The organism is Pseudomonas sp. XS1P51, assembly GCF_054897845.1.
Window position 1 is genome coordinate 2,058,941 of the sequence record NZ_CM142707.1, and the last position, 26,364, is coordinate 2,085,304.

General features: G+C 59.8%; 23 protein-coding genes. 12 read left to right on the forward strand and 11 right to left on the reverse strand.

All coding sequences use genetic code 11. The features are described from left to right. Position 1: 1 nt before the first annotated feature. Together ACYZUD_RS09460 and ACYZUD_RS09465 are read right to left on the reverse strand one after the other, a co-directional pair. Entirely contained in the window at positions 2–1,084 is a 1,083-nt protein-coding gene (locus ACYZUD_RS09460; RefSeq protein WP_462025210.1) for a colicin-like pore-forming protein, read from the reverse strand. Positions 1,085–1,436: 352 nt separating this feature from the next. Then, a complete protein-coding gene (locus tag ACYZUD_RS09465; protein ID WP_462023748.1) occupies positions 1,437–1,694 on the reverse strand; it encodes a hypothetical protein in 258 nt (85 codons plus the stop codon). A 346-nt stretch (positions 1,695–2,040) separates the two neighbouring features. Between ACYZUD_RS09465 and ACYZUD_RS09470 the strand changes: the two genes are divergently transcribed. From ACYZUD_RS09470 to ACYZUD_RS09515, 10 genes are all read left to right on the forward strand, one after another. Beyond that, on the forward strand, positions 2,041–2,922 hold the full coding sequence (locus ACYZUD_RS09470; RefSeq protein WP_462023750.1) for a lipase family alpha/beta hydrolase: 882 nt from the start codon (positions 2,041–2,043) through the stop codon (positions 2,920–2,922). Positions 2,923–3,005: 83 nt separating this feature from the next. Then, positions 3,006–3,287, forward strand: a complete 282-nt coding sequence (locus tag ACYZUD_RS09475) for a peptidylprolyl isomerase (protein ID WP_262164802.1) — start codon at positions 3,006–3,008, stop codon at positions 3,285–3,287. Between the two features lie 135 nt (positions 3,288–3,422). Beyond that, positions 3,423–5,291, forward strand: a complete 1,869-nt coding sequence (locus ACYZUD_RS09480) for an extracellular solute-binding protein (RefSeq protein ID WP_462023753.1) — start codon at positions 3,423–3,425, stop codon at positions 5,289–5,291. Next, complete coding sequence (locus tag ACYZUD_RS09485) at positions 5,291–6,352, forward strand: microcin C ABC transporter permease YejB (RefSeq protein WP_462023755.1); 1,062 nt, start codon at positions 5,291–5,293, stop codon at positions 6,350–6,352. Before ACYZUD_RS09480 ends, ACYZUD_RS09485 begins: the two co-directional genes overlap by 1 nt. Beyond that, positions 6,352–7,374, forward strand: a complete 1,023-nt coding sequence (locus tag ACYZUD_RS09490) for an ABC transporter permease (RefSeq protein ID WP_462023757.1) — start codon at positions 6,352–6,354, stop codon at positions 7,372–7,374. Before ACYZUD_RS09485 ends, ACYZUD_RS09490 begins: the two co-directional genes overlap by 1 nt. A gap of 14 nt (positions 7,375–7,388) precedes the next feature. Further along, complete coding sequence (locus ACYZUD_RS09495) at positions 7,389–8,963, forward strand: ABC transporter ATP-binding protein (RefSeq protein WP_462023759.1); 1,575 nt, start codon at positions 7,389–7,391, stop codon at positions 8,961–8,963. A gap of 146 nt (positions 8,964–9,109) precedes the next feature. After that, positions 9,110–10,525: a sigma-54 interaction domain-containing protein gene (locus tag ACYZUD_RS09500; RefSeq protein WP_462023761.1), complete on the forward strand. Its 1,416-nt coding sequence runs from the start codon at positions 9,110–9,112 to the stop codon at positions 10,523–10,525. Between the two features lie 287 nt (positions 10,526–10,812). Further along, the gene (locus ACYZUD_RS09505; RefSeq protein ID WP_462023763.1) at positions 10,813–12,204 is read left to right on the forward strand and encodes a GntP family permease; all 1,392 of its coding nucleotides are present in this window, start codon (positions 10,813–10,815) and stop codon (positions 12,202–12,204) included. A 7-nt stretch (positions 12,205–12,211) separates the two neighbouring features. After that, positions 12,212–12,985, forward strand: coding sequence for a 3-hydroxybutyrate dehydrogenase (locus tag ACYZUD_RS09510; protein ID WP_462023765.1), 774 nt, complete (start codon positions 12,212–12,214; stop codon positions 12,983–12,985). A gap of 120 nt (positions 12,986–13,105) precedes the next feature. Beyond that, positions 13,106–15,061: an acetoacetate--CoA ligase gene (locus tag ACYZUD_RS09515; protein WP_462023767.1), complete on the forward strand. Its 1,956-nt coding sequence runs from the start codon at positions 13,106–13,108 to the stop codon at positions 15,059–15,061. A gap of 113 nt (positions 15,062–15,174) precedes the next feature. On the opposite strand, the gene ACYZUD_RS09520 is transcribed toward ACYZUD_RS09515, so the two are convergent. Beyond that, positions 15,175–16,284 carry a PilT/PilU family type 4a pilus ATPase gene (locus ACYZUD_RS09520; protein WP_462023769.1) on the reverse strand — a complete coding sequence of 370 codons (1,110 nt, stop codon included), beginning with the start codon at positions 16,282–16,284 and terminating at the stop codon, positions 15,175–15,177. Positions 16,285–16,402: 118 nt separating this feature from the next. Here ACYZUD_RS09520 and ACYZUD_RS09525 point away from each other — a divergent pair, with 118 nt between their 5' ends. Together ACYZUD_RS09525 and ACYZUD_RS09530 are read left to right on the forward strand one after the other, a co-directional pair. Further along, entirely contained in the window at positions 16,403–18,940 is a 2,538-nt protein-coding gene (locus ACYZUD_RS09525) for a PAS domain-containing hybrid sensor histidine kinase/response regulator (protein ID WP_462023771.1), read from the forward strand. A 55-nt stretch (positions 18,941–18,995) separates the two neighbouring features. Further along, entirely contained in the window at positions 18,996–19,271 is a 276-nt protein-coding gene (locus ACYZUD_RS09530; RefSeq protein ID WP_007898282.1) for a peptidylprolyl isomerase, read from the forward strand. Positions 19,272–19,407: 136 nt separating this feature from the next. On the opposite strand, the gene ACYZUD_RS09535 is transcribed toward ACYZUD_RS09530, so the two are convergent. From ACYZUD_RS09535 to ACYZUD_RS09570, 8 genes are all read right to left on the reverse strand, one after another. After that, a complete protein-coding gene (locus ACYZUD_RS09535) occupies positions 19,408–20,343 on the reverse strand; it encodes a sugar kinase (protein WP_462023773.1) in 936 nt (311 codons plus the stop codon). A 130-nt stretch (positions 20,344–20,473) separates the two neighbouring features. After that, positions 20,474–21,691 carry an amino acid deaminase gene (locus tag ACYZUD_RS09540; RefSeq protein WP_462023775.1) on the reverse strand — a complete coding sequence of 406 codons (1,218 nt, stop codon included), beginning with the start codon at positions 21,689–21,691 and terminating at the stop codon, positions 20,474–20,476. A gap of 39 nt (positions 21,692–21,730) precedes the next feature. Beyond that, on the reverse strand, positions 21,731–22,495 hold the full coding sequence (locus tag ACYZUD_RS09545; RefSeq protein ID WP_462023776.1) for an IclR family transcriptional regulator: 765 nt from the start codon (positions 22,493–22,495) through the stop codon (positions 21,731–21,733). Between the two features lie 134 nt (positions 22,496–22,629). After that, positions 22,630–23,019, reverse strand: a complete 390-nt coding sequence (locus ACYZUD_RS09550) for a RidA family protein (protein ID WP_007898265.1) — start codon at positions 23,017–23,019, stop codon at positions 22,630–22,632. Between the two features lie 30 nt (positions 23,020–23,049). Next, on the reverse strand, positions 23,050–23,841 hold the full coding sequence (locus ACYZUD_RS09555) for an amino acid ABC transporter ATP-binding protein (RefSeq protein ID WP_462023777.1): 792 nt from the start codon (positions 23,839–23,841) through the stop codon (positions 23,050–23,052). Next, positions 23,838–24,500, reverse strand: a complete 663-nt coding sequence (locus ACYZUD_RS09560) for an amino acid ABC transporter permease (RefSeq protein WP_462023778.1) — start codon at positions 24,498–24,500, stop codon at positions 23,838–23,840. Before ACYZUD_RS09560 ends, ACYZUD_RS09555 begins: the two co-directional genes overlap by 4 nt. A gap of 9 nt (positions 24,501–24,509) precedes the next feature. Further along, positions 24,510–25,172 (reverse strand): amino acid ABC transporter permease, encoded by a 663-nt coding sequence (locus ACYZUD_RS09565; RefSeq protein ID WP_007941741.1) that lies wholly within the window; start codon positions 25,170–25,172, stop codon positions 24,510–24,512. A gap of 47 nt (positions 25,173–25,219) precedes the next feature. Further along, on the reverse strand, positions 25,220–26,068 hold the full coding sequence (locus ACYZUD_RS09570; RefSeq protein WP_462023779.1) for a transporter substrate-binding domain-containing protein: 849 nt from the start codon (positions 26,066–26,068) through the stop codon (positions 25,220–25,222). Positions 26,069–26,364 lie beyond the last annotated feature (296 nt).

The window sequence follows — 26,364 nt, forward strand, 5'->3', positions numbered from 1 at the left end:
ATCAGAGACTCAAGATGAAGTCGTTGAACTTGCTCACTAGCGCATCATCAATGAGCGAACTTGTGACAGCCATCAGCAAAGCGAATCCCAAGATGCCCAGAGGCGTCGCTACCGTCATGCCAAACGTGAATGCCAGCAGGCCACCAACCGCACGACCAGCCATGACGCTTTCGGTCTTCACAAAAAACGGTTTCCAATCTCCGCTTTTCATCGATTTTTGAGCTTCGGTGAGTATGTTGAAAGCGTCCACGCCGATACCAACAAGACCGAAGCCTTTGCTGAACTTGTCAAGACTTTTAGCCATCATGTCCTTATCAAGGGAGTCGATAGCTTTGGCAATCGCCTCTCCATCCTTGATGCTAAACCTTTTGTTCAGTACATCTTTATATTGATCAAAGGCTTTAATTGCCTCTTCGGCACTTCTGATTTTCTTACCTTTGGCATTTTCCGAAAGCTCCTTCGCTAACGCTGAAGCTTTCTCACCAAATTTTTCAGTCACTTCCTTGTAAAAGTCCGCTGTGAATTTGATCGCACCGATGATCTGTTCTGCTTCGTCCGCACGCTCTACCAAACCACTAAACGCATTTGAAGTAGCTGTCAGATGCCGTGCTGATTCAGCTTTCAATAATGCATCGTGATAACTGAGCCACTTGGTCCCTAACCGAGTATTGTTTTGCAGGTACACCAGCTCGTTCAGCGCCTCCAACTCTGGCTTGCTTAAGGGCGCTTTGATGTTCGGGTTATCCAAGGTGAAGTTGATGGTCAGCCCATTACGCCTAAAAGGCTCGGTCGGCTGCACAGGCCTCATCTCAGCGATTTTGGTCGCTGCCATGCGGTCCAGTGTCACTTTGTAATGGGCCAAGGTTTGACTGAGTGTCAGATCCGCCAGAGAACCTGCTGCTGCAATCAATTCTGTTTGAAGAAACGCTGGAAGTTGCTGAGCGTGGATATCCCGTTCCAAACCGATGATGCCAATACGCTGGTCCTGCGCAGCCAGCTCTGCCGCATCATCTAACGGAACCTCCGACTCCGCTTCGTTTCTTTTACTGGCCAGATCTGCAAGCTTGCCGGCCAGAATATTCATCAAGAGAGAGAGAGTCTCTTGAGCTCCATTGCCGACTTATAGACATTATTGAACACGGCATACAGGTTGTAGACCCCATTCGGATCGTGACCAAGGTTATTCAAAGCCTCACGCATTTTCTGGCGCGGCAATACATTCATCAGAAAATAAGGGCTCTGTCCGTACAATCCATAGATGGATGGCGCAGTGGAGATGTACTGTGTTTTTTTGAATCGATAAGATCCAGAGCGGCCTTTTGGTCTACAGCCGCAGATTCAGCGACTGAAAGAACTTCTCCATCTTTGGCAGCCAGTTTTTTCTCCTCCAGTTCACGCTCGGTATCCGTGAAGAGCGTGTTGAATCGTGCATTGTATTAGTTATCAATCTCCATCTGGCCGTCGGTCTGTATCCCCATAAACTCAGACATGACGTTAGGCCCCGCGATGTCATGAATTCCGCTGGGCCCGCCCTCTCCTCTACGCGGCCCTTCCTGAAGCCCCCAACCGCTGCCATTTCCGATGTAACCCCCGCCACCGCCCGAGCCAAATGTCTGCTTGCGATCTGCTTCGATCCACAAGGGTTTGATGTTGTACGGCTCGCCGCGAACGAATCCTTCGTCTTTGTCAGACATGTGTAAATTCCCTTTATCTCAGTCCTTTGAAAAGACGCCACCCCGCAGGTCGGCATCGAACGAAACCCATTCAATCTCATAAAGGAAATCCGTGATGTCAGCAGAGCGCTTCGAACTGCCCGGCTAAATACACTCTGCGTGGTAGGTCATCGATCAAAACAACTACGAACCAGATAAAAAGATGTCGAAACACTCCGATTAAAGCCTCGTTCACATACGAGCTTTCGTACATTTCCTATACCGTTTTCATCAGATCACAGCGGCTTTTTCATACATCGCGCAAACGTCGGAGTGCTTTAGAGTGAGCCCCGAACACACCCACGAACTCCCGCGAAAAGGTATGAACATGCAACGGAATGCAACGACGCACTATCCCATCCTGCTGGTCCACGGGCTCTTCGGCTTCGATCGCATCGGCCCGTTCGAACTCTTCCACGACATCAAACAAGCCCTCAGAAGCGAGGGCGCCAGGGTGTTCGTCCCACACTTGTCGGCCACCCATAGCAACGAAGCACGCGGTGAGCAGCTTCTGGCACAGATCGACCGGGTTCTGGAAGGCACCGCTGCGGACAAAGTCAATCTGATCGGTCATAGCCAGGGGGCGTTAGCCGCACGCTATGCCGCAGCGATAGCGCCAGAAGCCGTGGCTTCGGTGACCTCTGTCAGCGGACCGAACCACGGCTCGGAACTGGCCGATTTCCTGCGCAAAGCCCTGACCCCCGGACGGCTGCCGGAACAGGTCGCCGAAACAGTCGTCACCTTGTTCGCCGATTTCCTGTCGTTGCTCAGTGGCGATCCTCACCTGCCACAGAACGCCATCGCGGCACTCAATGCCCTGACCACTGAAGGCGTCGGCGCGTTTAATGACAAGTACCCCCAAGGACTGCCGAAAACCTGGGGTGGCAAGGGCAGCGAGCGAGTCAACGGTGTTCACTACTATTCCTGGAGCGGCACTTTGCAGGGGAACATCCTCAATGAAGGGCTCAATGCACTCGATCCGCTGCACGGCCTGTCCCGCGCGTTTTCCCGCTATTTCACCATCGAAGCCGATCAGAACGATGGCATGGTCGGCCGCTACAGCTCCCATCTGGGCAAAGTGATCCGTTCCGACTATCCGCTGGATCATCTGGACAGCATCAGCCAGACAGCCGGTCGGGTCCGAATAGGCATCGACCCGATTGACCTGTATGTGCAACATGCCGAACGCCTGCGAAAGGCCGGTCTGTAAGCCGGACGGAACTTTGAGGAGAAATAGACTACTGAATCCGGTAGGCTCAGCACTTTACTGAACATTGAAAGGAGTATTTTTCCATGGCTAAAGCCACTGCCCGTCACATCCTGGTTGCCAGCGAAGACAAGTGCAACGAACTCAAAGCCCAAATCGAGGCTGGCGCCGATTTCGCCGACGTTGCCAAAGCCAACTCCACATGCCCTTCCAGCCGCCAGGGCGGTGACCTGGGTTCGTTCGGTCCGGGTCAAATGGTCAAGGAATTCGACACCGTGGTCTTCAGCGCACCGATCAACGTGGTGCAAGGCCCGGTCAAGACTCAGTTCGGTTACCACCTGCTGGAAGTGACCAGCCGTCAGGACTGATCGATCCGCGTAGTTTCCGCACAACGGCCCGCCTTTTGGTGGGCCGTTGTGTTTCGGTTACGTGATACGGCTGGCGAGGGACGCGCCGCTAGCGTACAAATTGCGGTTATCGACCACCCGGCTTTAAGGCTGACAATGCGACTGGCTTTCCCTACTTTGTTGTTCACTGCCGTGGCCCTGTTGTTGGGCGCCACCGGTGTGAATGCAGCACCGCAACATGCGCTGACCGTGTACGGCGAACCGGCGAAGTACCCTGCCGGCTTCGGTCATTTTGCCTACACCAACCCGCAAGCCCCCAAGGGCGGGACGATGCGTCGCTCGGCCATCGAAATCGGCCACTTCGACCATATCCTTCCTTATATAGACAAGGGCATTGGCGTTACGCAGATCGACGGCCTGATCTATTCGCCCCTGGCCCAGCGCTCGCTGGACGAGCCTTACACCGTGTACGGTCTGGTGGCGCAGCAGATGGAGCGCTCCGATGACGGCTTGTCCCTGCGCTTCTACCTCAACCCCAAGGCCCGTTTTGCCGATGGCAAGCCGATCACCGCCGAAGACGTGCGCTACACCTTCAACCTGTTGATGACCCAGGGCAGCCTGCGTTACCGCACCCAATTCGCCGACGTCAAAGGTGTCGAAGTGGAGTCGCTACGCACGGTCCGTTTTGACTTCAAGAACAACGAAAACCGCACCCTGCCCCTGGACATCGCCACCTTGCCGGTGTTTCCCGAGCACTGGTGGAAAACCCGCGACTTCGCCGGTGGCGGCGGTTACGAGCCGCCGCTGGGCAGCGGCCCGTACAAGGTGGGCAAGGTCGACTCCGGGCGCAGCATCACCTTCGAGCGCAACCCCGACTGGTGGGGCAAGGATTTGCCGGTCAGTCGCGGCCTCTACAATTTCGACCATTTCAGCATCGAATACTTCGGCGATACCGACGTGGCGCGCCAGGTGCTGCGCGGCGGTGCCTACGACTACAACCGCGAATTTTCCGCCACCGGTTATTCCATCGGGTACGAAAGCCCGGCCCTGAGCGACGGCCGCCTGCAAAAAGCCCACCTGGCCAAAGAGGCGCCGCAATCGGCCCAGGGCTTCGTGTTCAATCTGCAAAACCCGATGTTCCAGGACCGCCGCGTACGCCAGGCCCTGGTCATGCTCTGGGATTTCGAATGGAGCAACCGGCAGATGATGCGCGACCTCTATATTCGCCAGCAGAGTTTTTTCTCCAACACCGACCTCGCCGCCCGCAACCTTCCCGATGCCGCCGAACTGGCCATTCTCCAGCCCCTGCGCGGGCAGATCCCCGACGAGGTGTTCACCACAGTCTTCGAAGCACCGAAGACCGATGGCAGCGGTGTGATTCGCGACAAGCAGTTGCAGGCCCTGGGTTTGCTTGAGCAGGCCGGGTGGAAACCCGATGGCGATCAACTGGTGAACGCCGATGGCAAACCGCTGAGCTTCACGTTCCTGGTCAGCCAGAACGGCATGGACCGCTTGCTGCTGCCGTACAAGCGCACGCTGAAGCAGATCGGCATTGACCTGAACATCCGCCGCATCGACTCGTCCCAGTACGTCAATCGCCTGATGTCCCGGGACTACGACATGATCGTGACGGGCTATCCGGTCACCACGTCGCCGGGCAACGAGCTGTACAACTACTTTGGCTCGGTGGCGGCCAATGATCCGGGCTCCAACAACTACATGGTGCTGAAGAACCCGGCGGTCGATACGCTGCTTAATGGCCTGGTCCGCGCCACCACCCAGGCCGACATGTTGCGCTACGCCCATGCCCTGGACCGTGTGCTGCAATGGAACTACTACTGGATTCCCAACTATTACCCGCCAGGCAGTTCGACCGTGTGGTGGAACCGCTTTGGCATTCCCAGCGTGCAAGCCGCCAATGACGAAGCCATTGAGAGTTGGTGGGAAGTGAGTTCCGTCCCGCTGACCAACCAGCAGATGACCGCCGAGCTGATCAAGCGCGGCAAACCCGGAGGGCCGCACTGATGTGGGCTTACATTCTGCGGCGCCTGCTGCTGATCATTCCGACGCTGGTCATTATTCTTCTGGTCAATTTCGTCATCGTCCAGGCCGCGCCGGGCGGCCCGGTGGAGCAGGCGATTGCGCACCTTCAAGGCATCGGCGGCGCCAATGTCGGTGGCGGTTCCAGCGAGGTCATGAGTGGCAGCTCACGTGCCAGCCGTGGCCTTGATCCGCAGTTGATCAAGGAAATCGAAAAGCAATACGGTTTCGACAAACCGGCCCCGGAACGCCTGTGGCTGATGCTCACCAGTTACGCCCGGCTGGACTTCGGCAAGAGCTTTTTCCGCGGCGCGACGGTCACCGACCTGATCCTGGAAAAGATGCCGGTAACCATATCCCTCGGGCTCTGGGCGACGCTGATCACGTACCTGGTGTCGATCCCGCTGGGCATCCGCAAGGCCGTGCATCACGGCAGCCACTTCGATATCTGGAGCAGCACCGCGATCATCATCGGCTACGCCATGCCGGCATTCCTGTTCGCGATGTTCCTGATCGTGGTGTTCGCCGGCGGCACTTCCCTGAACTGGTTTCCGGTGCGTGGCCTGGTCTCGGACAACTTCGAGTCGCTGTCGACCGTGGGCAAAATCGCCGACTACTTCTGGCACCTGGTGTTGCCGGTGACGGCGCTGGTGATCGGCGGCTTCGCCACACTGACCATCCTGACCAAAAACTCCTTCCTCAATGAAATCACCCGCCAATACGTGGTCACCGCCCGCGCCAAGGGCATGAGTGAACGCCGTGTGCTCTACGGCCATGTGTTTCGCAACGCCATGCTGCTGGTGGTGTCGGGCATTCCCCAGGCGTTTATCAGCGTATTTTTTGCCGGCTCGCTGCTGATCGAAGTGATCTTCTCCCTCGATGGCCTGGGCCGCATGAGTTACGAAGCCGCGGTGTCACGGGACTATCCGGTGGTGTTCGGCTCGCTGTTCATCTTCACCCTGTTCGGCCTCTTGATAAAACTCGTCGGCGACCTCTGCTACACCCTGGTCGACCCGCGTATCGACTTCGCCGCGAGGAACGCCTGATGTTCAAGCTCTCGCCGTTGGGCCGTCGTCGTTTCGAACGCTTCAAGAAGAACCGTCGCGGCTGGTGGTCGCTGTGGTTGTTTGTCGGCCTGTTCCTGCTGACCCTCGGTGGCGAGCTGATCGCCAACGACAAACCGCTGATGGTCAGCTATCAGGGTTCGCTGTACTTCCCGGCGTTCAAGCGCTACACCGAGCAGGAATTCGGTGGGCAACTGCCATTCCAGGCCGACTACCGCAGTGACTATGTGCAGAAGCTGATCAAAAAGGAGGGCGGCTGGTTGCTGTTCCCGCCGATCCCGTTCAGTGACGACACGCCCAACTATGACCTGAACAAACCGGCGCCGAGCCCGCCCTCGAATGTGAATTGGCTGGGGACGGACGACCAGGCCCGCGACGTGCTGGCCAGGGTGATTTTCGGCGCTCGGGTGTCGATTCTGTTTGCGCTGATGCTGACGTTTGTCAGTGCGCTGATCGGCATCGCGGCCGGTGCCCTTCAAGGCTATTACGGCGGTTGGGTCGACCTGATCGGTCAGCGTTTGCTGGAGGTCTGGTCGGGTCTGCCGGTGCTGTATCTGCTGATCATCCTGTCGGGTTTCGTCGAGCCGAATTTCTGGTGGCTGCTGGGGATCATGGCGTTGTTTTCCTGGCTGGCCCTGGTGGACGTGGTACGTGCCGAGTTCCTGCGCGGGCGCAACCTGGAGTACGTCAAGGCCGCCCGGGCACTGGGCCTGACCGACCGCAAAGTCATCGTGCGGCACATCCTGCCCAACGCGATGAATGCGACCCTGAGTTATCTGCCGTTCATTCTCACCGGTGCGATTTCAACCCTCACGGCGCTGGATTTTCTCGGTTTCGGCATGCCGGCCGGCAGTGCATCGCTGGGCGAACTGATCGGCCAGGGCAAGCAGAACCTGCAAGCGCCATGGTTGGGGCTGACAGCATTTTTCACCCTGGCGCTGATTCTTTCTTTACTGGTGTTTATCGGCGAGGCATTGCGTGATGCCTTTGATCCCAGATCCTGACGCGGACTGTTGACATGACTAGCAACCTGATCGAAATCCGTGACCTCAGCGTGGCCTTCAGCGGCCAGACCGTGGTGTGCAATCTGTGCCTGGACATCCGCCCCGGTGAATGCCTGGCACTGGTGGGCGAGTCGGGTTCCGGTAAATCGGTGACCGCCCATTCGATTCTGCAACTGCTGCCCGAGACCGGCACTGAAACCACGGGCAGCATCCGTTATCGCGGCAAGGAACTGCTCGGTGCCTCGTCCAAGGTGCTGCGTGAGTTGCGCGGAAACCGCATCGCGATGATCTTCCAGGAGCCGATGACCTCGCTCAACCCGCTGCACAGCATCGAAAAGCAGATCGGCGAAACCTTGCTGCTGCACAAGGGATTGACCGGCAAGCCGGCGCAAGCACGAATTCTGGAACTGCTGCATCTGGTTGGCATCCAGAAACCCAAAGAGCGGCTCAAGGCCTATCCCCATCAGTTGTCCGGTGGCCAACGACAACGGGTGATGATCGCCATGGCCCTGGCCTGCGAGCCGCAGTTGCTGATCGCGGATGAACCGACGACAGCGCTGGACGTGACGGTGCAGCGCAAGATCCTGCTGCTGCTCAAATCCCTGCAGCAACGGCTCGGCATGTCGCTGCTGTTGATCAGCCACGACCTCAATCTGGTGCGCAGCATTGCCCAGCGCGTGTGCGTGATGAAGGCCGGGGAAATCGTCGAACAGGCGCCCTGCGAGACGCTGTTCACTGACCCCAAGCATCCCTACAGCTGCGTGTTGCTGAACGCCGAACCGGAAGGTGAAGCCCTGGCCCGGGACGAACGCGAAAAAGTGTTGGAAGTGGACAATCTGTGCGTACGCTTCGCCCTGAGTGGCGGGCTGTTTCAGCGCAAGACGTATTTACACGCAGTGGACGGCATCAGCTTGAATGTCCAGCGCGGCAAGACGCTGGGTATTGTCGGCGAATCCGGTTCGGGCAAGTCGACACTGGGTCAGGCGATCTTGCGCTTGCTCGACTCCGAGGGCAGCATTCGCTTTCAGGGTCAGGCGCTGGACGGTCTGACGCAAAAGCAGTTGCGGCCGTGGCGCAAGAAAATGCAGGTGGTGTTCCAGGACCCCTTCGGCAGCCTCAGCCCGCGGATGTCCGTGGCGCAGATCATCAGTGAAGGCCTTGAAGTTCACAGCCAGTCGACCGCCGATGAATGCGAGGCCCAGGTGATCCAGGCGCTGGTAGAAGTCGGTCTCGACCCGCAAAGCCGCCATCGCTATCCCCACGAATTTTCCGGCGGCCAACGCCAGCGCATCGCCATTGCCCGGGCGCTGGTGCTGAAACCGGCGCTGATCCTGCTGGACGAACCGACCTCGGCGCTCGATCGCACCGTGCAAAAGCAAGTGGTCGCCCTGCTTCGCCAGCTTCAGGAAAAACACGGGCTGACGTATCTGTTTATCAGCCACGACCTGGCGGTGGTGCGCGCCCTGGCTCACGACATGATCGTGATCAAGGACGGCAAAGTCGTGGAAAGCGGCGCCAGCCACGACGTGTTCGAGTCACCGCAGCATCCGTATACCAAAGAGCTGTTGGCGGCGGCGCATCCGCGATAGGCATATCCTGTCGTTGAACCGCGTTGCGGCCATCGCGAGCAGGCTCGCTCCCACAGGGGATTTGTGAACAACACAGATCGACTGTGGGAGCGAGCCTGCTCGCGAAGAGGCCCGCACAGACACCACACATTCTGGATATGACACCCATGAACACCACCGAAAGCCTAAAGGACTACCAGCGCGTTCGCCTGCTGGCGATCCGTTCGTTGTTCGAGATCATCGAGCAGTCGAGTGAAGGCACGGTGATTGTCGACCGCGACGCGAACATCGTCTGGATGAACGAGCGTTATGCCCGACGCTTTGGCCTGGCATCGGCGGAAGTGGCGATCGGCAAGGCCTGCGAAAGCGTGATCCCCGGCAGCCTGTTGCGCGAGGTGGTGCGCACCGGCCGGCCGATTTTGCTCGACATGCAGGACACCCCCAAAGAACCGCTGGTGGTCATGCGCCTGCCGATTCATGACGATGCCGGCGTGGTGATCGGCGCCATCGGTTTTGCGCTGTTCGACGAATTGCGCAGCCTGTCGCCGATGCTCAAGCGCTACATGAGCATGCAGGAAGAACTGGCGTCCACCCGTTCGCTGTTGCGGGCGCGGCAGACCAAGTACAACTTCGCCCATTTCATCGGCACCAGTGCGGCCAGCCTGGAGGTCAAGCGCCGTGCCCGGCGCAGCGCCAGCGCTGATTCGCCGGTGTTGCTGCTCGGCGAAACCGGTACCGGCAAGGAACTGCTGGCCCAGGCGATCCACAGTGCTTCGCCCCGTGCGCACAAAGCCTTCGTCAGCATCAACAGCGCGGCGATTCCCGAGTCGCTGCTGGAAGCCGAGTTCTTCGGCACCGCCCCCGGCGCGTTTACCGGCGCCGACCGCAAGGGCCGCGCCGGCAAGTTACAGATTGCCCAGGGTGGCACGCTGTTCCTCGATGAAATCGGCGACATGCCGCTGCCCTTGCAAAGCAAACTGCTGCGCGTGTTGCAGGAAAAGGAATTCGAGCCGGTGGGCTCCAACGAAGTGATCCAGAGCGATGTGCGAGTGATTGCCGCGACGTCTACCGATCTGGAGGCAGCGATCAAACGCGGCGAGTTTCGCGCCGACTTGTATTACCGCCTCAATGTCCTGCCGATTCAGGTTCCGCCCCTGCGCGATCGTCTCGACGACTTGCCGGCGCTCAGTGAAGCAATCCTTGAGGAACTGCGCAGCCAGCACGAGCTGAACCGCGAGGCGCTGGGGCTGCTGGGTCAACACGCCTGGCCGGGGAATATTCGCGAACTGCGCAACGTGCTGGAACGGGCGGCATTGCTCAGTGATGACCTGATGTTGAATGCCGAGGATATTCGCGCGGCGATTGGCACGTTCACGCCGGTGGAGCGTGTAGCGCCCTTGGACATCGAGCCGGTTGCCCATGAGACCTTCAGCGAGGCTCGCGAGCGGTTTGACCGGCAGTTGATTGAATCGGCCCTTGCGCAATGCGGGGGCAAGGTGATTGAAGCGGCGGCTCGGTTGGGGCTGGGGCGGTCGACGTTGTACAAGAAGATGGTGGCGTTGGGGATTGTCGAGTCTCAATAAAGAGACATTGATCTCCATAGTTAGACAGGCCATCGCGAGCAGTCTCGCTCCCACAATTGACCGCGCCCTGCATGACAACCCGATCAACCTGTGAGAGCGAGCCTGCTCGCGATGAGGCCGGTACTGTCAATGCAAGTCTCACATTGGAGACGATCAAGCAATATCCCGCCTACAAATTTTAAACTTATCCTTATATTTCAATATGTTGCATACGTGGCACAAAACTCGCTATAGCCCTCTCCCACAAAAGTTCCACCCTACAAAAATAACAATCCAGGAGACACACCATGAGTGTGATCATTGCCTTGGCAGCCCTCGCGCTGCTGATGCTCGCGGCCTACCGTGGCTACAGCGTTATCCTCTTTGCCCCGATTGCCGCCCTCGGCGCCGTTCTGCTCACCGACCCTTCCGCCGTCGCCCCTGCCTTCACCGGGGTGTTCATGGAGAAAATGGTCGGCTTCATCAAACTGTATTTCCCGGTGTTCCTGCTCGGTGCGGTGTTTGGCAAGCTGATCGAGTTGTCCGGCTTCTCGCGCTCCATCGTCGCGGCGGCGATCCGTCTGCTCGGCACCCGTCAGGCGATGCTGGTGATCGTGCTGGTCTGCGCCCTGCTCACGTACGGCGGCGTGTCGCTGTTTGTGGTGGTGTTCGCGGTCTACCCGTTTGCCGCTGAAATGTTCCGCCAAAGCAACATCCCCAAGCGCCTGATCCCGGCGACCATCGCCCTCGGTGCATTCTCGTTCACCATGGACGCCCTGCCCGGCACGCCGCAGATCCAGAACATCATCCCCAGCACCTTCTTCAACACCACCGCCTGGGCCGCGCCGTGGCTGGGTTTGATCGGCTCGATCTTCGTGGTCTTCGCCGGCATGCTGTTTCTGCAGCGCCAGCGCAACAAGGCTCAGCTTTGCGGTGAAGGCTATGGCACCGACCTGCGCAACGAGCCGGAAACCGCTGCCGACATCAAACTCCCCAATCCGTGGATCGCGCTGTCACCGCTGCTGGCCGTCGGCATCATGAACCTGTTGTTTACCCAGTGGATTCCGCAGTGGTACGGCAAGACCCACAGCCTCGCGCTGCCGGGCATGGCTGCGCCGGTGACCACCGAAATCGCCAAGCTCACGGCGATCTGGGCGGTTCAGGCTGCCTTGCTGGTCGGCATCATCATGGTGTTGGTGTTCGGCTTCCAGGCGATTCGCGGCAAGTTGGCCGAAGGCAGTCGAAGTGCGGTCGGGGGTTCGTTGCTGGCAGCGATGAACACCGCCTCGGAATACGGCTTCGGTGCGGTGATCGCCTCCTTGCCGGGCTTCCTGGTGCTGGCCGACTGGCTCAAGAGCATTCCCAACCCGCTGGTCAACGAAGCGATTACCGTGACCCTGCTGGCCGGCATCACCGGTTCTGCGTCGGGCGGCATGAGCATTGCGCTGGCAGCCATGGCCAATGACTTCATCGCCGCGGCCCACGCGGCCAACATCCCACTGGAAGTGATGCACCGCGTGGCCGCAATGGCCAGTGGCGGCATGGACACGCTGCCGCACAACGGCGCGGTGATCACCTTGCTGGCGGTCACCGGCCTGACCCACCGCGAAGCCTACAAAGACATTTTCTGTATTACGCTGATCAAGACCCTGGCGGTTTTTGTGGTGATCGGTACTTTCTACGCCACTGGCATTGTGTGAGGTATTCATGACGACTCTTTCGGGCAAGACCGCACTGGTCACCGGTTCCACCAGCGGCATCGGCCTGGGGATCGCCCTCAGTCTGGCCAAGGCAGGCGCCAACCTGATCCTCAACGGTTTCGGCGATGCCTCCAAAGTGATTGCCGAAGTCGAACAGTTCGGTGGCAAGGTCGGCCATCATCCGGCCGATGTCAGCGACCCGGCGCAGATTGCCGAGATGATCGCCTACGCCGAGCGCGAGTTTGGCGGCGTGGACATCCTGGTCAACAACGCCGGCATTCAGCACGTGGCGCCGGTGGAAGCGTTCCCGGTGGAGCGCTGGGATTCGATCATTGCGATCAACCTGTCGTCGGTGTTTCACAGCACCCGTTTGAGCCTGCCGGGCATGCGCACCAAAGGCTGGGGGCGGGTCATCAACATCGCGTCGGTGCACGGCATAGTCGGCTCGGTGGGCAAGGCGGCGTACGTCGCCGCCAAGCACGGGGTGATCGGTTTGACCAAGGTGGTCGGCCTGGAAACCGCGACCACCAACATTACCTGCAACGCCATTTGCCCGGGCTGGGTACTGACACCGCTGGTGCAAAAGCAGATCGATGACCGCATCGCGACCGGCGTCGAGCCGCAAAAGGCGCAGCATGATTTGCTGGCCGAGAAGCAGCCGTCCGGGGAGTTCGTGACACCGCCGCAACTGGGCGAACTGGTACTGTTTTTGTGCAGCGAAGCCGGTAGCCAGGTAAGGGGCGCGGCGTGGAATATTGATGGTGGGTGGTTGGCGCAGTAACCCTCCACTAGACCGCGTTATCGTTCTTCGCGAGCAGGCTCGCTCCCACATTGAAACGCGATTCCCTGTGGGAGCGAGCCTGCTCGCGAATGGATCTGCAGATAGAAGAAGAGGCAAATCATGTCCGACATCCTCTGGCAACCCGGCGCCGAGCGCATCGGCAAGACTCGCATGGACGCCTTCCGGCGCTTCATCAATCAGCGACACAGCCTCAACGTTGCCGACTACCCCGCCCTGCACCAATGGTCCATCGATCATCGGGTCGACTTCTGGCAGGCGATCATCGATTTCTTCGACATCCGTTTTCACGATCAACCGGACGCCGTGCTGATCGAAGGCGCGCAAATGCCCAGCGCCCAATGGTTCCCCGGCGCCACGTTGAACTTCGCCGAACACTTGCTGCGCCGTCGCGACGATGCCGTGGCGGTGGTCACCATCGGTGAAAACGGCCAGCGCGAACAACTGACCTGGGCCGAACTGGCGGAGCATGTCGCCGGTTTTCAACACAGCTTGCAAGCCGCCGGTGTCGGCCTCGGCGACCGGGTCGCCGCGTGCATGCCGAACACCTGGCAAACCCTGGTGGCCATGCTCGGCACCACCAGCCTCGGCGCGATCTGGTCCTGTTCGTCGCCGGACTTCGGCACCCAGGGGGTGATCGACCGCTTCGGTCAGATCGAACCGACAGTGCTGATCACCTGCGCCGGTTACCGCTATGCCGGCAAAGAGATCGACCAGCGCGCCAAGGTCAACGAAATCCTTGAGCGCCTGCCGTCGCTCAAACAGTTGATCGTGGTGCCCTACGCACGCCCACAGACGCGCATCGAAGATTTCCGCACCCAGGCCAACGTAACGCTCTGGGATGACTTCTACGACCCTGGCGGCGAGCCGGATTTCGTCCCCGTGCCCTTCGCCCATCCGCTGTACATCCTCTATTCCAGCGGCACCACCGGCGTGCCCAAATGCATCATCCACAGCACCGGCGGCGTGTTGCTGCAACACGTCAAGGAACACGGCCTGCATTGCGATCTCGGCCCCGGCGACCGGTTGTTCTACTACACCACCTGTGGCTGGATGATGTGGAACTGGCTGGTCTCGGCCCTGGCCGTGGACAGCGCCGTGGTGCTGTACGACGGCTCGCCCTTCCACCCCGGCCCCGAACGCTTGATCGACCTGATCGACGACGAGCGCATCAGCGTCTTCGGCACCAGCCCCAAGTACCTTGCGACCCTGGAAAGCAGTGGCGTGAAACCTCGGGACAGCCATGATCTGGGCAGCCTGAAAATCCTGCTGTGCACCGGTTCTGCGCTGTCGCCGCAAAGCTACGACTACGTCTACCGCGACCTCAAGGCCGATCTGTGCCTGGCGTCGATGTCCGGCGGCACCGACATCGTCTCCTGTTTTGTGAACGGCAATCCGCTGTTGCCGGTACGACGCGGGGAAATACAGGGCAAGAGCCTGGGCATGGCCGTCGAGGTCTGGAACGACGCCGGCCTTACCGTCATTGGCGAAAAAGGCGAACTGGTCTGCACCCGGCACTTCCCGGCGATGCCCATCGGCCTGTGGAACGACCCCAGCGGAGAAAAACTGCACGCCTCCTACTTCAGCCAGTTTCCCGGCGTCTGGGCCCAGGGTGATTACGCCGAACAGTTGGCGCACGGCACCATGATGATCCACGGGCGCTCGGACGCGGTACTCAACCCCGGTGGCGTGCGCATCGGCACCGCGGAAATCTACCGTCAGGTGGAGAAAGTCCCGCAGGTGCTCGACAGCGTAGCCATCGGTCAGCAATGGCTGGATGACGTGCGGGTGGTGCTGTTCGTACGTTTACGCGACGGTGTCGAACTGGATGACGCCCTGCAGCAGCAGATTCGCCAGGTCATTCGCGCCAACACCACGCCACGGCATGTGCCGGCGAAGATCGTCGCCGTGACAGACATTCCACGGACGATCAGCGGCAAGGTGGTCGAGTTGGCGGTGCGCAATGTGGTGCATGGTGAAAAGGTCAAAAACACCGATGCGCTGGCCAATCCCGAGGCGCTCGAACAGTTCCGCGACCGCCCCGAACTCAAGGATTGAAATGCGACCTGTGTAGGAGCTGCCGCAGGCTGCGATCTTTTGATCTTATGGCGTCAATGACATTGCTGAAGATCAAAAAATCGCAGCCTTCGGCAGCTCCTACGGGGAATGCGTCAGTCCATGAGTCCCCATTCACCCGGCGGTGCGTGGGACCCCGATGATGCTTCGGCATACAACTTGAGCCGCAAGCGCAAATTGTTCACCGAATCCGCATGCTTCAACGCCTCTTGCTCTTCAATCGCCCCCTCGACGACCAGCGCGTAAAGCGCACCGTCGAACGTCTGCATCCCCTGCTCTACCGACTTCTCCATAATTCCCTTGAGTTCGGCAAACTCATTGCGCTGGATCAGGTCACCAATCGTCGGCGTCCCCAGCATCACTTCCACTGCCGCCCGACGCTGACCATCGCGGGTGCGCACCAACCGCTGGGACACAAAGGCCTTCAGATTATTGCCCAAATCATTGAGCAGCTGCGGCCGGCGTTCTTCGGGGAAGAAGTTGATGATCCGGTCCAGCGCCTGATTGGCGTTATGGGCATGCAGGGTGGAAATCACCAGATGCCCGGTATCGGCAAACGCCAGTGCGTGCTCCATGGTTTCGCGATCGCGAATCTCACCAATCAGCACCACGTCCGGCGCCTGGCGCAGGGTATTTTTCAACGCGGCATGAAAACTGCGGGTATCGACGCCGACTTCGCGCTGGTTGATGATCGACTGCTTGTGCCGATGAATGTACTCGACCGGATCTTCGATGGTGATGATGTGGCCGCTGCTGTGACGGTTGCGGTAATCGATCAGCGCCGCCAGTGAGGTGGACTTGCCCGAGTCGGTGGCGCCGACGAACAGCATCAGCCCTTGTTTGAGCATCACCGTTTCGAGCAGCACCGGCGGCAACTTGAGGTCTTCGAAGCGTGGAATGTCGAGTTTGATATTGCGCGCCACGATCGACACATCGTTGCGCTGCTTGAAGATATTGACCCGAAAGCGCCCGACCCCGGCCAACGAGATCGCCAGGTTCATCTCCAGCTCCCGATCGAACTCCAGACGCTGTTCGGCGTCCATGATGGACGCCGCGATGACCGCGATTTCCCCGGGCTTGAACGGCTCAGCGGCCAGGGGTTTGAGCACACCCTCAAACCGCGCGACGGGCGGTGCGCCCGTGGACAGGTATAGATCAGAGCCGTCCTGATTGGCCAGGAGCCTCAACAGCGCATCGATTTCCATGGCAAAAAGCACCCGCGAAGCATTCAATGAACAAAATGACCCGAAAAACGGGTCATCCAGCGTCTACCGCCCTAGGATAGTAGACGCCGCCACACCGACTTAAGCGCAGGACAATTTGATGAACGCATCACCGACCGGCAGCGATGCTCAGGCCTTGATCGCCCGACTGGACTGGACACGCACCCCGCTGGGCGCTGCCAGTACCTGGCCGCAGAGCCTGCGCACCGCGGTGGACATCGTGATTCATTCACCGATGCCGATGCTGTTGCTGTGGGGCCCGCAGTTGACGCAGATCTACAACGATGGCTTCGCCTTCCTCGCCGGCAGCAAGCATCCACACGCTTTCGGACAGCCAACACACGAAATCTGGCCAGAACTCGAAGACTTTACCGACCCGATTTACAGCGCCGTCCTACAGGGCCAAGTGCGTACCTACAGCGAACAGCGCTTTACCCTGCAGCGCAACGATCATGATTCCGACTTCTGGCTGGACCTGACCTACAGTCCGATCCGCGATGAAAGCGCCGAGGTCGCCGGGATTCTGGTCACGGCCATCGAAACCAACGAACGCCGACGCATCGCCCTCGAACTCGAACAGCGCTCCGCCGCCAGCCTCAAGGCCCAGCAGGAAACCGAGGAACGCCTGCAACTGGCCCTCGCCGCCACTGACGCCGTCGGTACCTGGGACTGGGACATTGGCGAGGACCGCTTCATCGCCGACGCCCACTTCGCTCAATTGCACGGCATCGACCCGCAATTCGCCGGCCAGTTGCCCATCAGTGACTACCTGGAGGCGGTGCACCCGGAAGACCGCTCGATGGTCACCCGTGCCATCAAGCACTGCATCGCCGACGGCACCGAATACGCCGAGGAATACCGCCTGCTGCAAGCCGATGGACAGCTGCGCTGGGTGTTTGCCCGTGGTCGTTGCTATAAGGACCATCATGGCCGGCCGATCCGTTTCCTCGGTGCCGCCCTGGACCTGACCGAACGCAAACACACCGAGCAAGCCTTGCGCCAGAGCCAGACCGAGCTGCAACTGATCATCAACGCGATGCCGATCCTGATCAGCTACGTCGACAGCGAGGAACGCTTTCGCCTGAATAACGCCGCGTACCTGGACTGGTACGGCCTGACGCCTCAGGAGCTTTACGGCCGGACCATTCGTGAAGTAGTGGGCGAAGAAGCCTATGCCCTGCGCGCCGGGCACATCGCCGAAGCGCTGGCGGGCAGGCCTTGCTGTTTCAGCATCGACACACCGCACCGCGATGGCAGCATCCGCCATGCACTGATGAATTACCTGCCACGTCACGGCCCGGATGGTGCGGTGAATGGTTTCTACATTTTCGTCATCGATGAAACCGAGCGTAGAGAGACTGAAGAAGCGCTGCGCAATCTCAACGAAACCCTTGAAGAGCGGGTCGCCGCCCGCACCCAGCAGTTGGCCGAAGCCAACCAGCGGCTGCAAAACGAGATGTTCGAGCGCGAGCGTGCTGAAGACGCCTTGCGCCATGCGCAAAAAATGGAAGCGGTCGGCCAGCTCACCGGCGGTATCGCCCATGACTTCAACAACATGCTCACCGGGATCATTGGCAGTCTGGATTTGATGCAACGCTACATTGCCGACGGGCGTGCCGCCGAAATCGGCCGTTTCACCGAAGCCGCCGTGTCCTCGGCCAACCGCGCAGCCGCCCTGACTCATCGCCTGCTGGCGTTCTCCCGGCGGCAGTCACTGGATCGCAAGCCGCTGAACGCCAACGATCTGATCCACTCCCTGGAAGATCTGCTCAGCCGCACCAAGGGCGACCACATTGAGTTGAAACTGCAACTGGCCGATGAGGTGTGGCCGGTCAGCACCGACGTCAGCCAACTGGAAAACGCGCTGCTCAACCTGGTGATCAACGCCCGGGATGCGATGCCCGATGGAGGCGAACTGCTGATCGAGACCGCCAACGTTTATCTCGACGGCAATGACATCACGACCCTGGAACCGGTCAAGGCCGGTGATTACCTGATGATTGCCGTCAGCGACAACGGCACCGGCATGACGCCGTCGGTGCTGGCCAAGGCTTTCGACCCGTTTTTCACCACCAAACCCATCGGCCAGGGCACCGGCCTGGGGTTGTCGATGATCTACGGTTTCGCCCAGCAATCGGGTGGTCACGTCAGCCTATACAGCTTGCCGGGCCAGGGCACCAGCGTTCGTCTGTACCTGCCACGGCTGCACGTCGCGCCACCGGAAAATACATTGATGCCCGTCACCAGCGAGGCGCCGGCGGCGATTGCCGGTGAAACCGTGGTGTTGGTGGAAGACGATCCGGCAGTTCGCATGCTGGTGCTCGACCTGCTCAACGAACTGGGTTATCACGCCCATGAAGCCGAAGACGCGAAGACCGCCCTGCCGTTGCTGGAATCTGATCTGCGGGTCGATCTGCTGGTGACCGATGTCGGCCTGCCGGGCATGAACGGTCGTCAACTGGCAGAAATCGCGCGTCAGCATCGCCCCGATCTCAAAGTGTTGTTCATGACCGGTTATGCGGAAAAAGCCGCCGAACGTCAGGGTTTCCTCGAAGAAGGCATGGACATGGTGGCCAAACCCTTTTCCATCGACCTGTTGGCCAACAAGATTCGCACGATGATCGGCCAACCGGAATGACTTAAGGCATAATCGCGCGCCCCGCTGTCACCACCGTTGCAAGGTACCTGCCCCAATGAAAGCTCAAGCCCGCCATATTCTGGTGAAAACCTCGGAAGAAGCCGAGCAGCTCAAACAACGCATCGCCAAGGGTGAAGCCTTCGATGTGCTGGCCAAGAAGTACTCCACCTGCCCGTCCGGCAAGCGCGGCGGCGACCTTGGTGAAGTGCGGCCAGGGCAGATGGTCGGTGTGATCGATGCCGTGATCTTCAAAAAACCGCTGCGGGTGGTGCATGGGCCGATCAAGAGCAAGTTTGGCTATCACCTGGTGCAGGTGTTTTACCGGGATTGAGTAAATTGGAAAGTGTGAATGGCTCCCTGTAGGAGCTGCCGAAGGCTGCGATCTTTTGATCTTGCTCTTTTCGGTACCGCTGAAAATCAAGATCAAAAGATCGCAGCCTTCGGCAGCTCCTACAGGGTATTGCATTTCAGTTTTTCGGGATCAGTGCCCCCGGCACCTGAATCACCCGGCCCGCCAACCGATGCCCGGCCTCAGCGGCCTCGACCGGGCTTGCGCCCTTGAGCCGACTGGCGAGATAAGCCGCGCTGAACGAATCCCCCGCCGCCGTGGTGTCCACCACTCGCTCAACGACCTGGGCCGGCACTTCAAACGACTCCCCATCACAGCGAATCAGGCACGCCTCGGCACCCCGCTTGAGCACAACCTCAGGCGTGCCGATCTGCTCATAAGCCGTAAACACAGCCTCACAATCCGAGAAATGAAACAACGCCTGCTCGTCATCAACGGTCAGCAACGCCAGATCGACATACGGCAGAACACTGCGATAAGCCGCCCGCGCGTCCTCAATCGAGGCCCACAAGCGTGGCCGATAGTTGTTGTCGAACACGATTCGCGCATCCCGCTGCCGGGCCTCGATCAGGGCTTCCAGCAATGTCTCCCGCCCCTGCACACCGAGCACCGCCAGGGTGATGCCGCTGAAATACAGCACGTCGTAATCCGGCAGCGCAGCCAGGATCGGCGCGGCGGCCGGGGTGGTGAAGCAATCGCGGACCGCCGCCTCATTGCGCCAGTAGAGAAAACGCCGCTCACCGGCAGCGTCCGTCTGGATGCAATACAAACCGGGCAACCGGCCGGGCAAGCGCTGGACCATGCCCAGGCCGATGTTTTCGTCGGCCCAGCTCTGGCACATGGCATCGCTGAAACTGTCGTCGCCCAGGGCGGTAACGTAATCCACCGCGCCACCCTCGCCCAGCTCCCGGGACAGGTAGACCGCCGTGTTCAAGGTATCGCCACCGAAGCTCTGTTGCAGGCTGCCGTCGGCGCGTTGCTGCAACTCGATCATGCATTCGCCGATCAGGGCGATGCGCGGGGTGTTGGGGCCGAGGGTGCTGATGGTGTTCATGTTGTGGGGTCTCTGGTGTTTCTGTGTTGTCTGGCAGGGCCCTATCGCGAGCAGGCTCGCTCCCACAGTGGAATCGATTCCCCTGTGGGAGACCGGCTTGCCGGCGATGGCCGCGCCGCGGTCTCAAACCTTAGAAACAGGTTTCCATGGTTTCGATGACGTTCAGTTGCTCATCCACCAGGCACCCCGTGCGCCACTTGTCGAACGTCAGGCACGGGTGCGAAGTACCGAACGAAATGATGTCGCCCACCCGCAATTCAACCCCCGGCGCGACGGTCATGAACGCGTGTTGGTCCATCACCGCCGTCACCTTGCAGGCACTCACGTCGTCGCCCGTCGCCGGCACCACACCGGCCTTGTAACGCAGCAACGGCACGGGCAAACCGGCGTCATAGGCCACGTCGCGTTTACCGAGGGCGATCACCGCAAAACCCGGCTCCGGCAACGATTGCACGTGAGCCCAGACTTCCAGCGCCGGGCGCAGGCCTTCGTGCAGGTCGCTGCGGCGGTCGAGCACACAGCATTGCGCTTCTTTATAGATGCCATGGTCGTGGGCGACATAGCTGCCCGGACGCAGCACGCTGAGGAAGCGCCCTGCTGCGTTCTGCGCTTCGAACTCCTCGGCGATCAAGTCGTACCAGGCCGATCCCGACGCGGTGATGATCGGTTTGGGGATGGCGAACGCGCCGCTGTCCTGCAACTGCACCGCCAAACGCACCAACGACCCGGCAAATGCTCGGATGCCAGTAACCGCATGATCACCGTGGATCACGCCTTCGTAGCCTTCGATCCCGGTCAGCGCCAGGGCCGGTTGCGCGGTGATGGCCTTGGCCAGTGCGAGCACTTCCTCTTCCGTGCGGCAACCGCAACGACCGCCGACCACGCCGTACTCGATCATCACGTTCAGCCGCACGCCGCGCGAGGCGAAATACGCCCCCAGGTCAGCGACGTTGTCCGGGTGATCGACCATGCAATGGAAATCGAACGTCGGGTCCGCCAGCAGATCGGCAATCAGCGCCATGTTCGGCGTACCGACCAATTGGTTGGCCATCAGCACCCGATGCACGCCATGGGCATACGCCGCGCGGGTCTGCGTGGCGCTGGCCAGGGTGATGCCCCAGGCACCGGCGTCCAGTTGGCGACGGAACAGCGCCGGTGTCATGCTGGTTTTGCCGTGGGGCGCCAGTTCCGCGCCGCTGTTGCTGACAAAGTCCTGCATCCAGCGAATGTTATGTTCCAGCGCCTCGCGATGCAGCACCAGCGCAGGCAGGCTGACGTCGCGCACCAGGTTGGCGCCCGTGTGGGCAAAGCCCTTTTCCACGGCAGCAGTATTCTTGGCAGAAGACATGGTCGAACTCCTCACATTCGCGGCCGCAGGCAGCCGCTGTTATTCGTTGATACGACGGGCCAGGCTGTTGGCGTTATCAATCAGCACCCGGCGATAGTCGTTGTAGTTTTTCTTGGCATCGGCCCGTGGGGCGACGATGCACAGCGTCGCAATGGCCACGCCGTTCGGGTCTTTGACCGGGGCGGCAAAGCAATGGGTAAAGGTGTCGGCGACGCTATCGAAGGAAAAGAACCCATCGATACCGGCCTGACGGATTTCCTTGAGAAACTGCTCCAGCGGCAAGCGTTCGCCATTGGGCAGGATGAAGTCGTCGTGGTCGATCAGGTCGACGATTTCCTCGTCGCTCAAATGCGCCAGCAAGAGGCGCCCGGAAGCGGTCCAGGGAATTGGCGCGTTCTCACCGATGTCCGACGAAATGCGGAAATGCCGCTCGCCCTCCTTCATCAAGGCCACAGTGTATTTGCGTCCGTTGAGCAGGCACATCTGCGCGGTTTCGTGGGTCTGGCTGACGATGTCCTGCAAGGCATGATCGGCCTCGCGTGTCAGGTCGAAATGACGCAAATGCGCCTGTCCCAGGAAGTACAGCTGCCGGCCAAGGTAGACGTGACCTTCCTTGCCCACGGGTTCGAGAATCCGTCGTTCCAGCAGCGAGGCCACCAGTTCGTAGACCGTGGATTTCGGGCTGCCGATGCCGCTGGCGATTTCATTCGGGCGCAGGGGCTGGCCGATTTCCTTGAGGAAATCGAGGATATCGAACGCCCGGTCCAGACCGCGAGCCCGGCGTTTGATGGTGTCTTCGGTCATGTCAGTGGTTCCCATACAAATTCGACCTGTAGGAGCTGCCGCAGGCTGCGATCTTTTGATCTTGCCCTTGCGGCATGTCCAAAAAACGGCAAAAGATCGCAGCCTTCGGCAGCTCCTACAAGAGCCATCGAGAATCAGGCCTTTTTCTTGTACGCGATGCAGTCGATCTCGACCTTGCAGTCGACCATCATGTTCGCCTGCACACAGGCCCGCGCCGGTGCGTGTTCGCTTTTGAAGTACTCGGAAAATACCTTGTTGAAACTCCAGAAATCCCGCGGGTCTTCCAGCCATACGCCAGTGCGTACCACGTCTTCCAGGCCATAACCGGCCTCTTCGAGAATCGCGATCAGGTTCTTCATGGTCTGGTGGGTCTGCTCGACGATGCCACCGACGATGATCTCGCCATCCAGCGCCGGCACCTGGCCGGACACGTGCAGCCAGCCATCGGCTTCAACGGCGCGGGCGAAAGGACGGGGCTGACCGCCACCGGCGGTGCTGCCGGTGCCGTAACGAGTAATGCTCATGAGTGTTTCTCCTGATTGAAAAGTGAAAGGTCAAAAACGAGTGTTCTTGAGAAATTCCGCCAGACGCGGCGATTGCGGACGCTCGAAGAGTTCCTTGGGTGGCCCCTGCTCTTCGATCCGCCCCTGATTCATGAAAACAATCTTGTCCGAAACCTCGAAGGCAAAACGCATTTCGTGGGTCACCAGCAGCATGGTCATGCCTTCGTCGGCCAGGCCCTTGATCACGTTCAGCACTTCGCCCACCAGTTCCGGGTCGAGGGCCGAGGTGACTTCGTCGAACAACATCAGGCTCGGGTTCATCGCAATGGCACGGGCAATCGCCACGCGCTGTTGCTGACCGCCGGACAACTGGCCGGGGTAGTGATCGCGCCGCTCCAGCAGGCCGACCCGCTCCAGCCATTTTTCCGCCAGCGCCACGGCCTCGTCCTTATGCAGCTTCTTGACCTTGAGCAAACCGAGGGTGACGTTCTGCAACGCCGTGAGATGCGGGAACAGGTTGAACTGCTGGAACGCCATGCCGGTCATGGCGCGGTGGCGAGCGATGACTTTTTCCGCGTGCCGTACGCGCTTGCCGTTGACCTCGTCATAGCCGATGGATTCGCCATCGAGCATGATCTGCCCGCCCTGGAACTCTTCGAGCATGTTCACGCAACGCAGCAGCGTGGTCTTGCCCGAACCGCTGGAGCCGATCAGCGTGACCACGTTGCCGCGCTGCATCGTCAGGTCGACGCCCTTGAGCACTTCGAGCTGACCGTACTTTTTGTGCAACCCGCGAATGTCCAGCAGGGGCTGACCGTTTTGAGCGTTGTTAGATTGAGTCATGGCAAGGCCACCCGCTTTTCAATGTGCCGGCCGAGTAATTCGATGGCGTAGTTGATGACGAAAAACAGAAATCCGGCGAACAGGTAAAACTCCAGGGTCATGAACGTCCGGGCGATGATCTGCTGGGTGCTGAGCAGCAACTCGGCGACACCGATCACCGACAACAACGTCGAGGCCTTGACGATCTCCGTGGAGGAATTGACCCAGGTCGGCAGGATCTGCCGCAACGCCTGGGGCAACAACACGTAACCGAGCGATTGGAAAAACGTCAGGCCAATGGCCTTGCTCGCTTCCATCTGGCCACTGGGCAGCGCTTGCAGCGCGCCGCGGACGATCTCGGCCACATGGGAGCCGCAAAACAGCGTCAACCCCAGGGCACCGGCCTGGAACGCACTGATCTGCCAACCCAGCGCCGGCGCCATGTAGAAGCACGCCAACACCAATACAAACACCGGCGTGCCGCGAATCAGGTCAACGTAAAAACGAAACGGCGCGCGCATCCAGAACTTGCCGTAGGTCAGCACCAGACCGGCGACAATGCCAACCATCGTGCCCAATAGAATCGCCAGGGCCGAGACCTGCACACTGGTCAAGAAGCCTTGCCACAACATTTCGCGGGCGACCCACAATTCATGCAACCAACTGGGTGATTCGTACATGTGGGCCTCCTATCGGCGAATCGCCAGACGCTGCTCGAGGTAACGCAGCATCATGGCAATGAGGTAACAGGCCGCAACATAAAGCGCTGTGGTCACCAGCCAGGTTTCAATCACCCGGTAGCTCTCGACATTGATCTTGCGCGCGTAATAGGTCAGCTCCGGCACGGCAATCGCCGCCGCCAGCGAGGTGTCCTTGAACAGCGAAATGAAGTTGTTCGACAAGGCCGGCAGCACATTGCGCAGCATCACCGGCACGGTGACATACGCCTTGACCTGCCACTCACCGAGCCCGATGGCCAGGCCGGCTTCGCGCTGCCCCTTGGGAATGCTCAACAGGCCGCCGCGGAACACTTCGGTCAGGTACGCCCCGGCGTATAGCGACAGGGTGATGATGAACGACGGGATCTTGTCCAGACGAATCCCCAGACTCGGCAGGGCGAAATAGATCAACAGAATCAACACCAGAATCGGCGTGTTACGGATCACCGTCACATACACCGACGCCAGCACCCGCAACGCGCGGTGCTTTGACAGCAAGGCAAACGCCATCAGCAGGCCGATCACGCAGCCGATGGCGATCGACACCAGCGCCAGCTCAAGGCCCAGACCGAGCCCCGCCAGCAAGGTGTCGAAATCGCGCCACACGGCGGCAAAGTTCAACTGATAGTTCATGGTCAGCAGTACCTTGAACGGGGCGCGAACGCCCCGCTCTCACGGGATCATTTGAATTCGACAGGGAAGCCGATGGCGGGTGTTGGCAAGTCGACACCGAACCACTGCTTGAACGACGCCGCGTAAGTCGGGAACTCAACGCCGGTCATGGCTTCATGCAGGGTGGTGTTGACGAAGTTCAGCCAGTCCTGATCGCCACGTTTGACGGCGCAGGCGTAGGTCTGCGGGCTCCACGCGTAGGCCGGGCTGCGATAGCGGCCAGCGTTCTGCACCATCAGGTATTTCACCGAAGACTGGTCGGTGGCTGCGGCGTCGGCACGGCCGGAGTTCACCGCCTGATACATCAGGTCCACGCTGTCGTACTGATCGACCTTGGCTTTAGGCAACGCCTGATGCACCAACTCTTCGGCGTACACGTTCTGCAGCACGGCCACGGTCACGCTGTCGCCAGCGGCCTTGAGGTCTTCGATTTCCTTGTACTTGCTGTTGGCCGGCAGCAACAAGCCGACACCTTCGCGGTAGTACGGCAGCGTGAACGCCACCTGCTGGGCACGGCTGGCGGTCACGGTGATGAACTGGCAGCTCATGTCGACTTTGTCGGTCAGCAGGTTGGGAATCCGCGCATCGGACGACTGCACCACGAACTCGACTTTGCTCGGGTCGTTGAACAACCCTTTGGCAACCATGCGCGCGATATCGATATCGAACCCCTGCAACTTGCCATCCGCACCCTGGAAGTGCCACGGCGCATTGGTACTGCCCGTGCCCACGATCAATTTCCCGCGGGCCAGCACGCTATCGAGCTTGCTGTCCGCGGCTTGGGCGACACCCATGGCAGCAGCCGAAGCCGCGAAGAGAAAAACACACGCTTTAAACAAGGAAGGTCGGCGATGCATGGCAAGCACTCCAGGATGATGTGTATTCCGTTATATCGGAATCAAGTATGTAACAACGGAATAGACAGCAGAAAGTGTGCCACAGGTTGCGAAGGAAATGCTGGGGAAATTGAAAAGTGTTTTGAATCAGAGGGATGCGCAATTCGGCGCAGAGGGTGTTACGAAAGGTGCAGATGAAGAAACGCTACCGTTGGCTACGGGGCGCGGGTATCAGGTTCACAAACGGTGCGCTTTTGCCGAGAAATGAAACATCTTGTGCAGCCGCGCCGTATCAGCGCTCGACGGTGTCTTGGTAA

Coding starts and splice junctions, on each gene's coding strand:
- ACYZUD_RS09460 (WP_462025210.1), bottom strand. CDS start 1,084: ATGAATATTCTGGCCGGCAAGCTTGCAGATCTGGCCAGTAAAAGAAAC.
- ACYZUD_RS09465 (WP_462023748.1), bottom strand. CDS start 1,694: ATGTCTGACAAAGACGAAGGATTCGTTCGCGGCGAGCCGTACAACATC.
- ACYZUD_RS09470 (WP_462023750.1), top strand. CDS start 2,041: ATGCAACGGAATGCAACGACGCACTATCCCATCCTGCTGGTCCACGGG.
- ACYZUD_RS09475 (WP_262164802.1), top strand. CDS start 3,006: ATGGCTAAAGCCACTGCCCGTCACATCCTGGTTGCCAGCGAAGACAAG.
- ACYZUD_RS09480 (WP_462023753.1), top strand. CDS start 3,423: ATGCGACTGGCTTTCCCTACTTTGTTGTTCACTGCCGTGGCCCTGTTG.
- ACYZUD_RS09485 (WP_462023755.1), top strand. CDS start 5,291: ATGTGGGCTTACATTCTGCGGCGCCTGCTGCTGATCATTCCGACGCTG.
- ACYZUD_RS09490 (WP_462023757.1), top strand. CDS start 6,352: ATGTTCAAGCTCTCGCCGTTGGGCCGTCGTCGTTTCGAACGCTTCAAG.
- ACYZUD_RS09495 (WP_462023759.1), top strand. CDS start 7,389: ATGACTAGCAACCTGATCGAAATCCGTGACCTCAGCGTGGCCTTCAGC.
- ACYZUD_RS09500 (WP_462023761.1), top strand. CDS start 9,110: ATGAACACCACCGAAAGCCTAAAGGACTACCAGCGCGTTCGCCTGCTG.
- ACYZUD_RS09505 (WP_462023763.1), top strand. CDS start 10,813: ATGAGTGTGATCATTGCCTTGGCAGCCCTCGCGCTGCTGATGCTCGCG.
- ACYZUD_RS09510 (WP_462023765.1), top strand. CDS start 12,212: ATGACGACTCTTTCGGGCAAGACCGCACTGGTCACCGGTTCCACCAGC.
- ACYZUD_RS09515 (WP_462023767.1), top strand. CDS start 13,106: ATGTCCGACATCCTCTGGCAACCCGGCGCCGAGCGCATCGGCAAGACT.
- ACYZUD_RS09520 (WP_462023769.1), bottom strand. CDS start 16,284: ATGGAAATCGATGCGCTGTTGAGGCTCCTGGCCAATCAGGACGGCTCT.
- ACYZUD_RS09525 (WP_462023771.1), top strand. CDS start 16,403: ATGAACGCATCACCGACCGGCAGCGATGCTCAGGCCTTGATCGCCCGA.
- ACYZUD_RS09530 (WP_007898282.1), top strand. CDS start 18,996: ATGAAAGCTCAAGCCCGCCATATTCTGGTGAAAACCTCGGAAGAAGCC.
- ACYZUD_RS09535 (WP_462023773.1), bottom strand. CDS start 20,343: ATGAACACCATCAGCACCCTCGGCCCCAACACCCCGCGCATCGCCCTG.
- ACYZUD_RS09540 (WP_462023775.1), bottom strand. CDS start 21,691: ATGTCTTCTGCCAAGAATACTGCTGCCGTGGAAAAGGGCTTTGCCCAC.
- ACYZUD_RS09545 (WP_462023776.1), bottom strand. CDS start 22,495: ATGACCGAAGACACCATCAAACGCCGGGCTCGCGGTCTGGACCGGGCG.
- ACYZUD_RS09550 (WP_007898265.1), bottom strand. CDS start 23,019: ATGAGCATTACTCGTTACGGCACCGGCAGCACCGCCGGTGGCGGTCAG.
- ACYZUD_RS09555 (WP_462023777.1), bottom strand. CDS start 23,841: ATGACTCAATCTAACAACGCTCAAAACGGTCAGCCCCTGCTGGACATT.
- ACYZUD_RS09560 (WP_462023778.1), bottom strand. CDS start 24,500: ATGTACGAATCACCCAGTTGGTTGCATGAATTGTGGGTCGCCCGCGAA.
- ACYZUD_RS09565 (WP_007941741.1), bottom strand. CDS start 25,172: ATGAACTATCAGTTGAACTTTGCCGCCGTGTGGCGCGATTTCGACACC.
- ACYZUD_RS09570 (WP_462023779.1), bottom strand. CDS start 26,068: ATGCATCGCCGACCTTCCTTGTTTAAAGCGTGTGTTTTTCTCTTCGCG.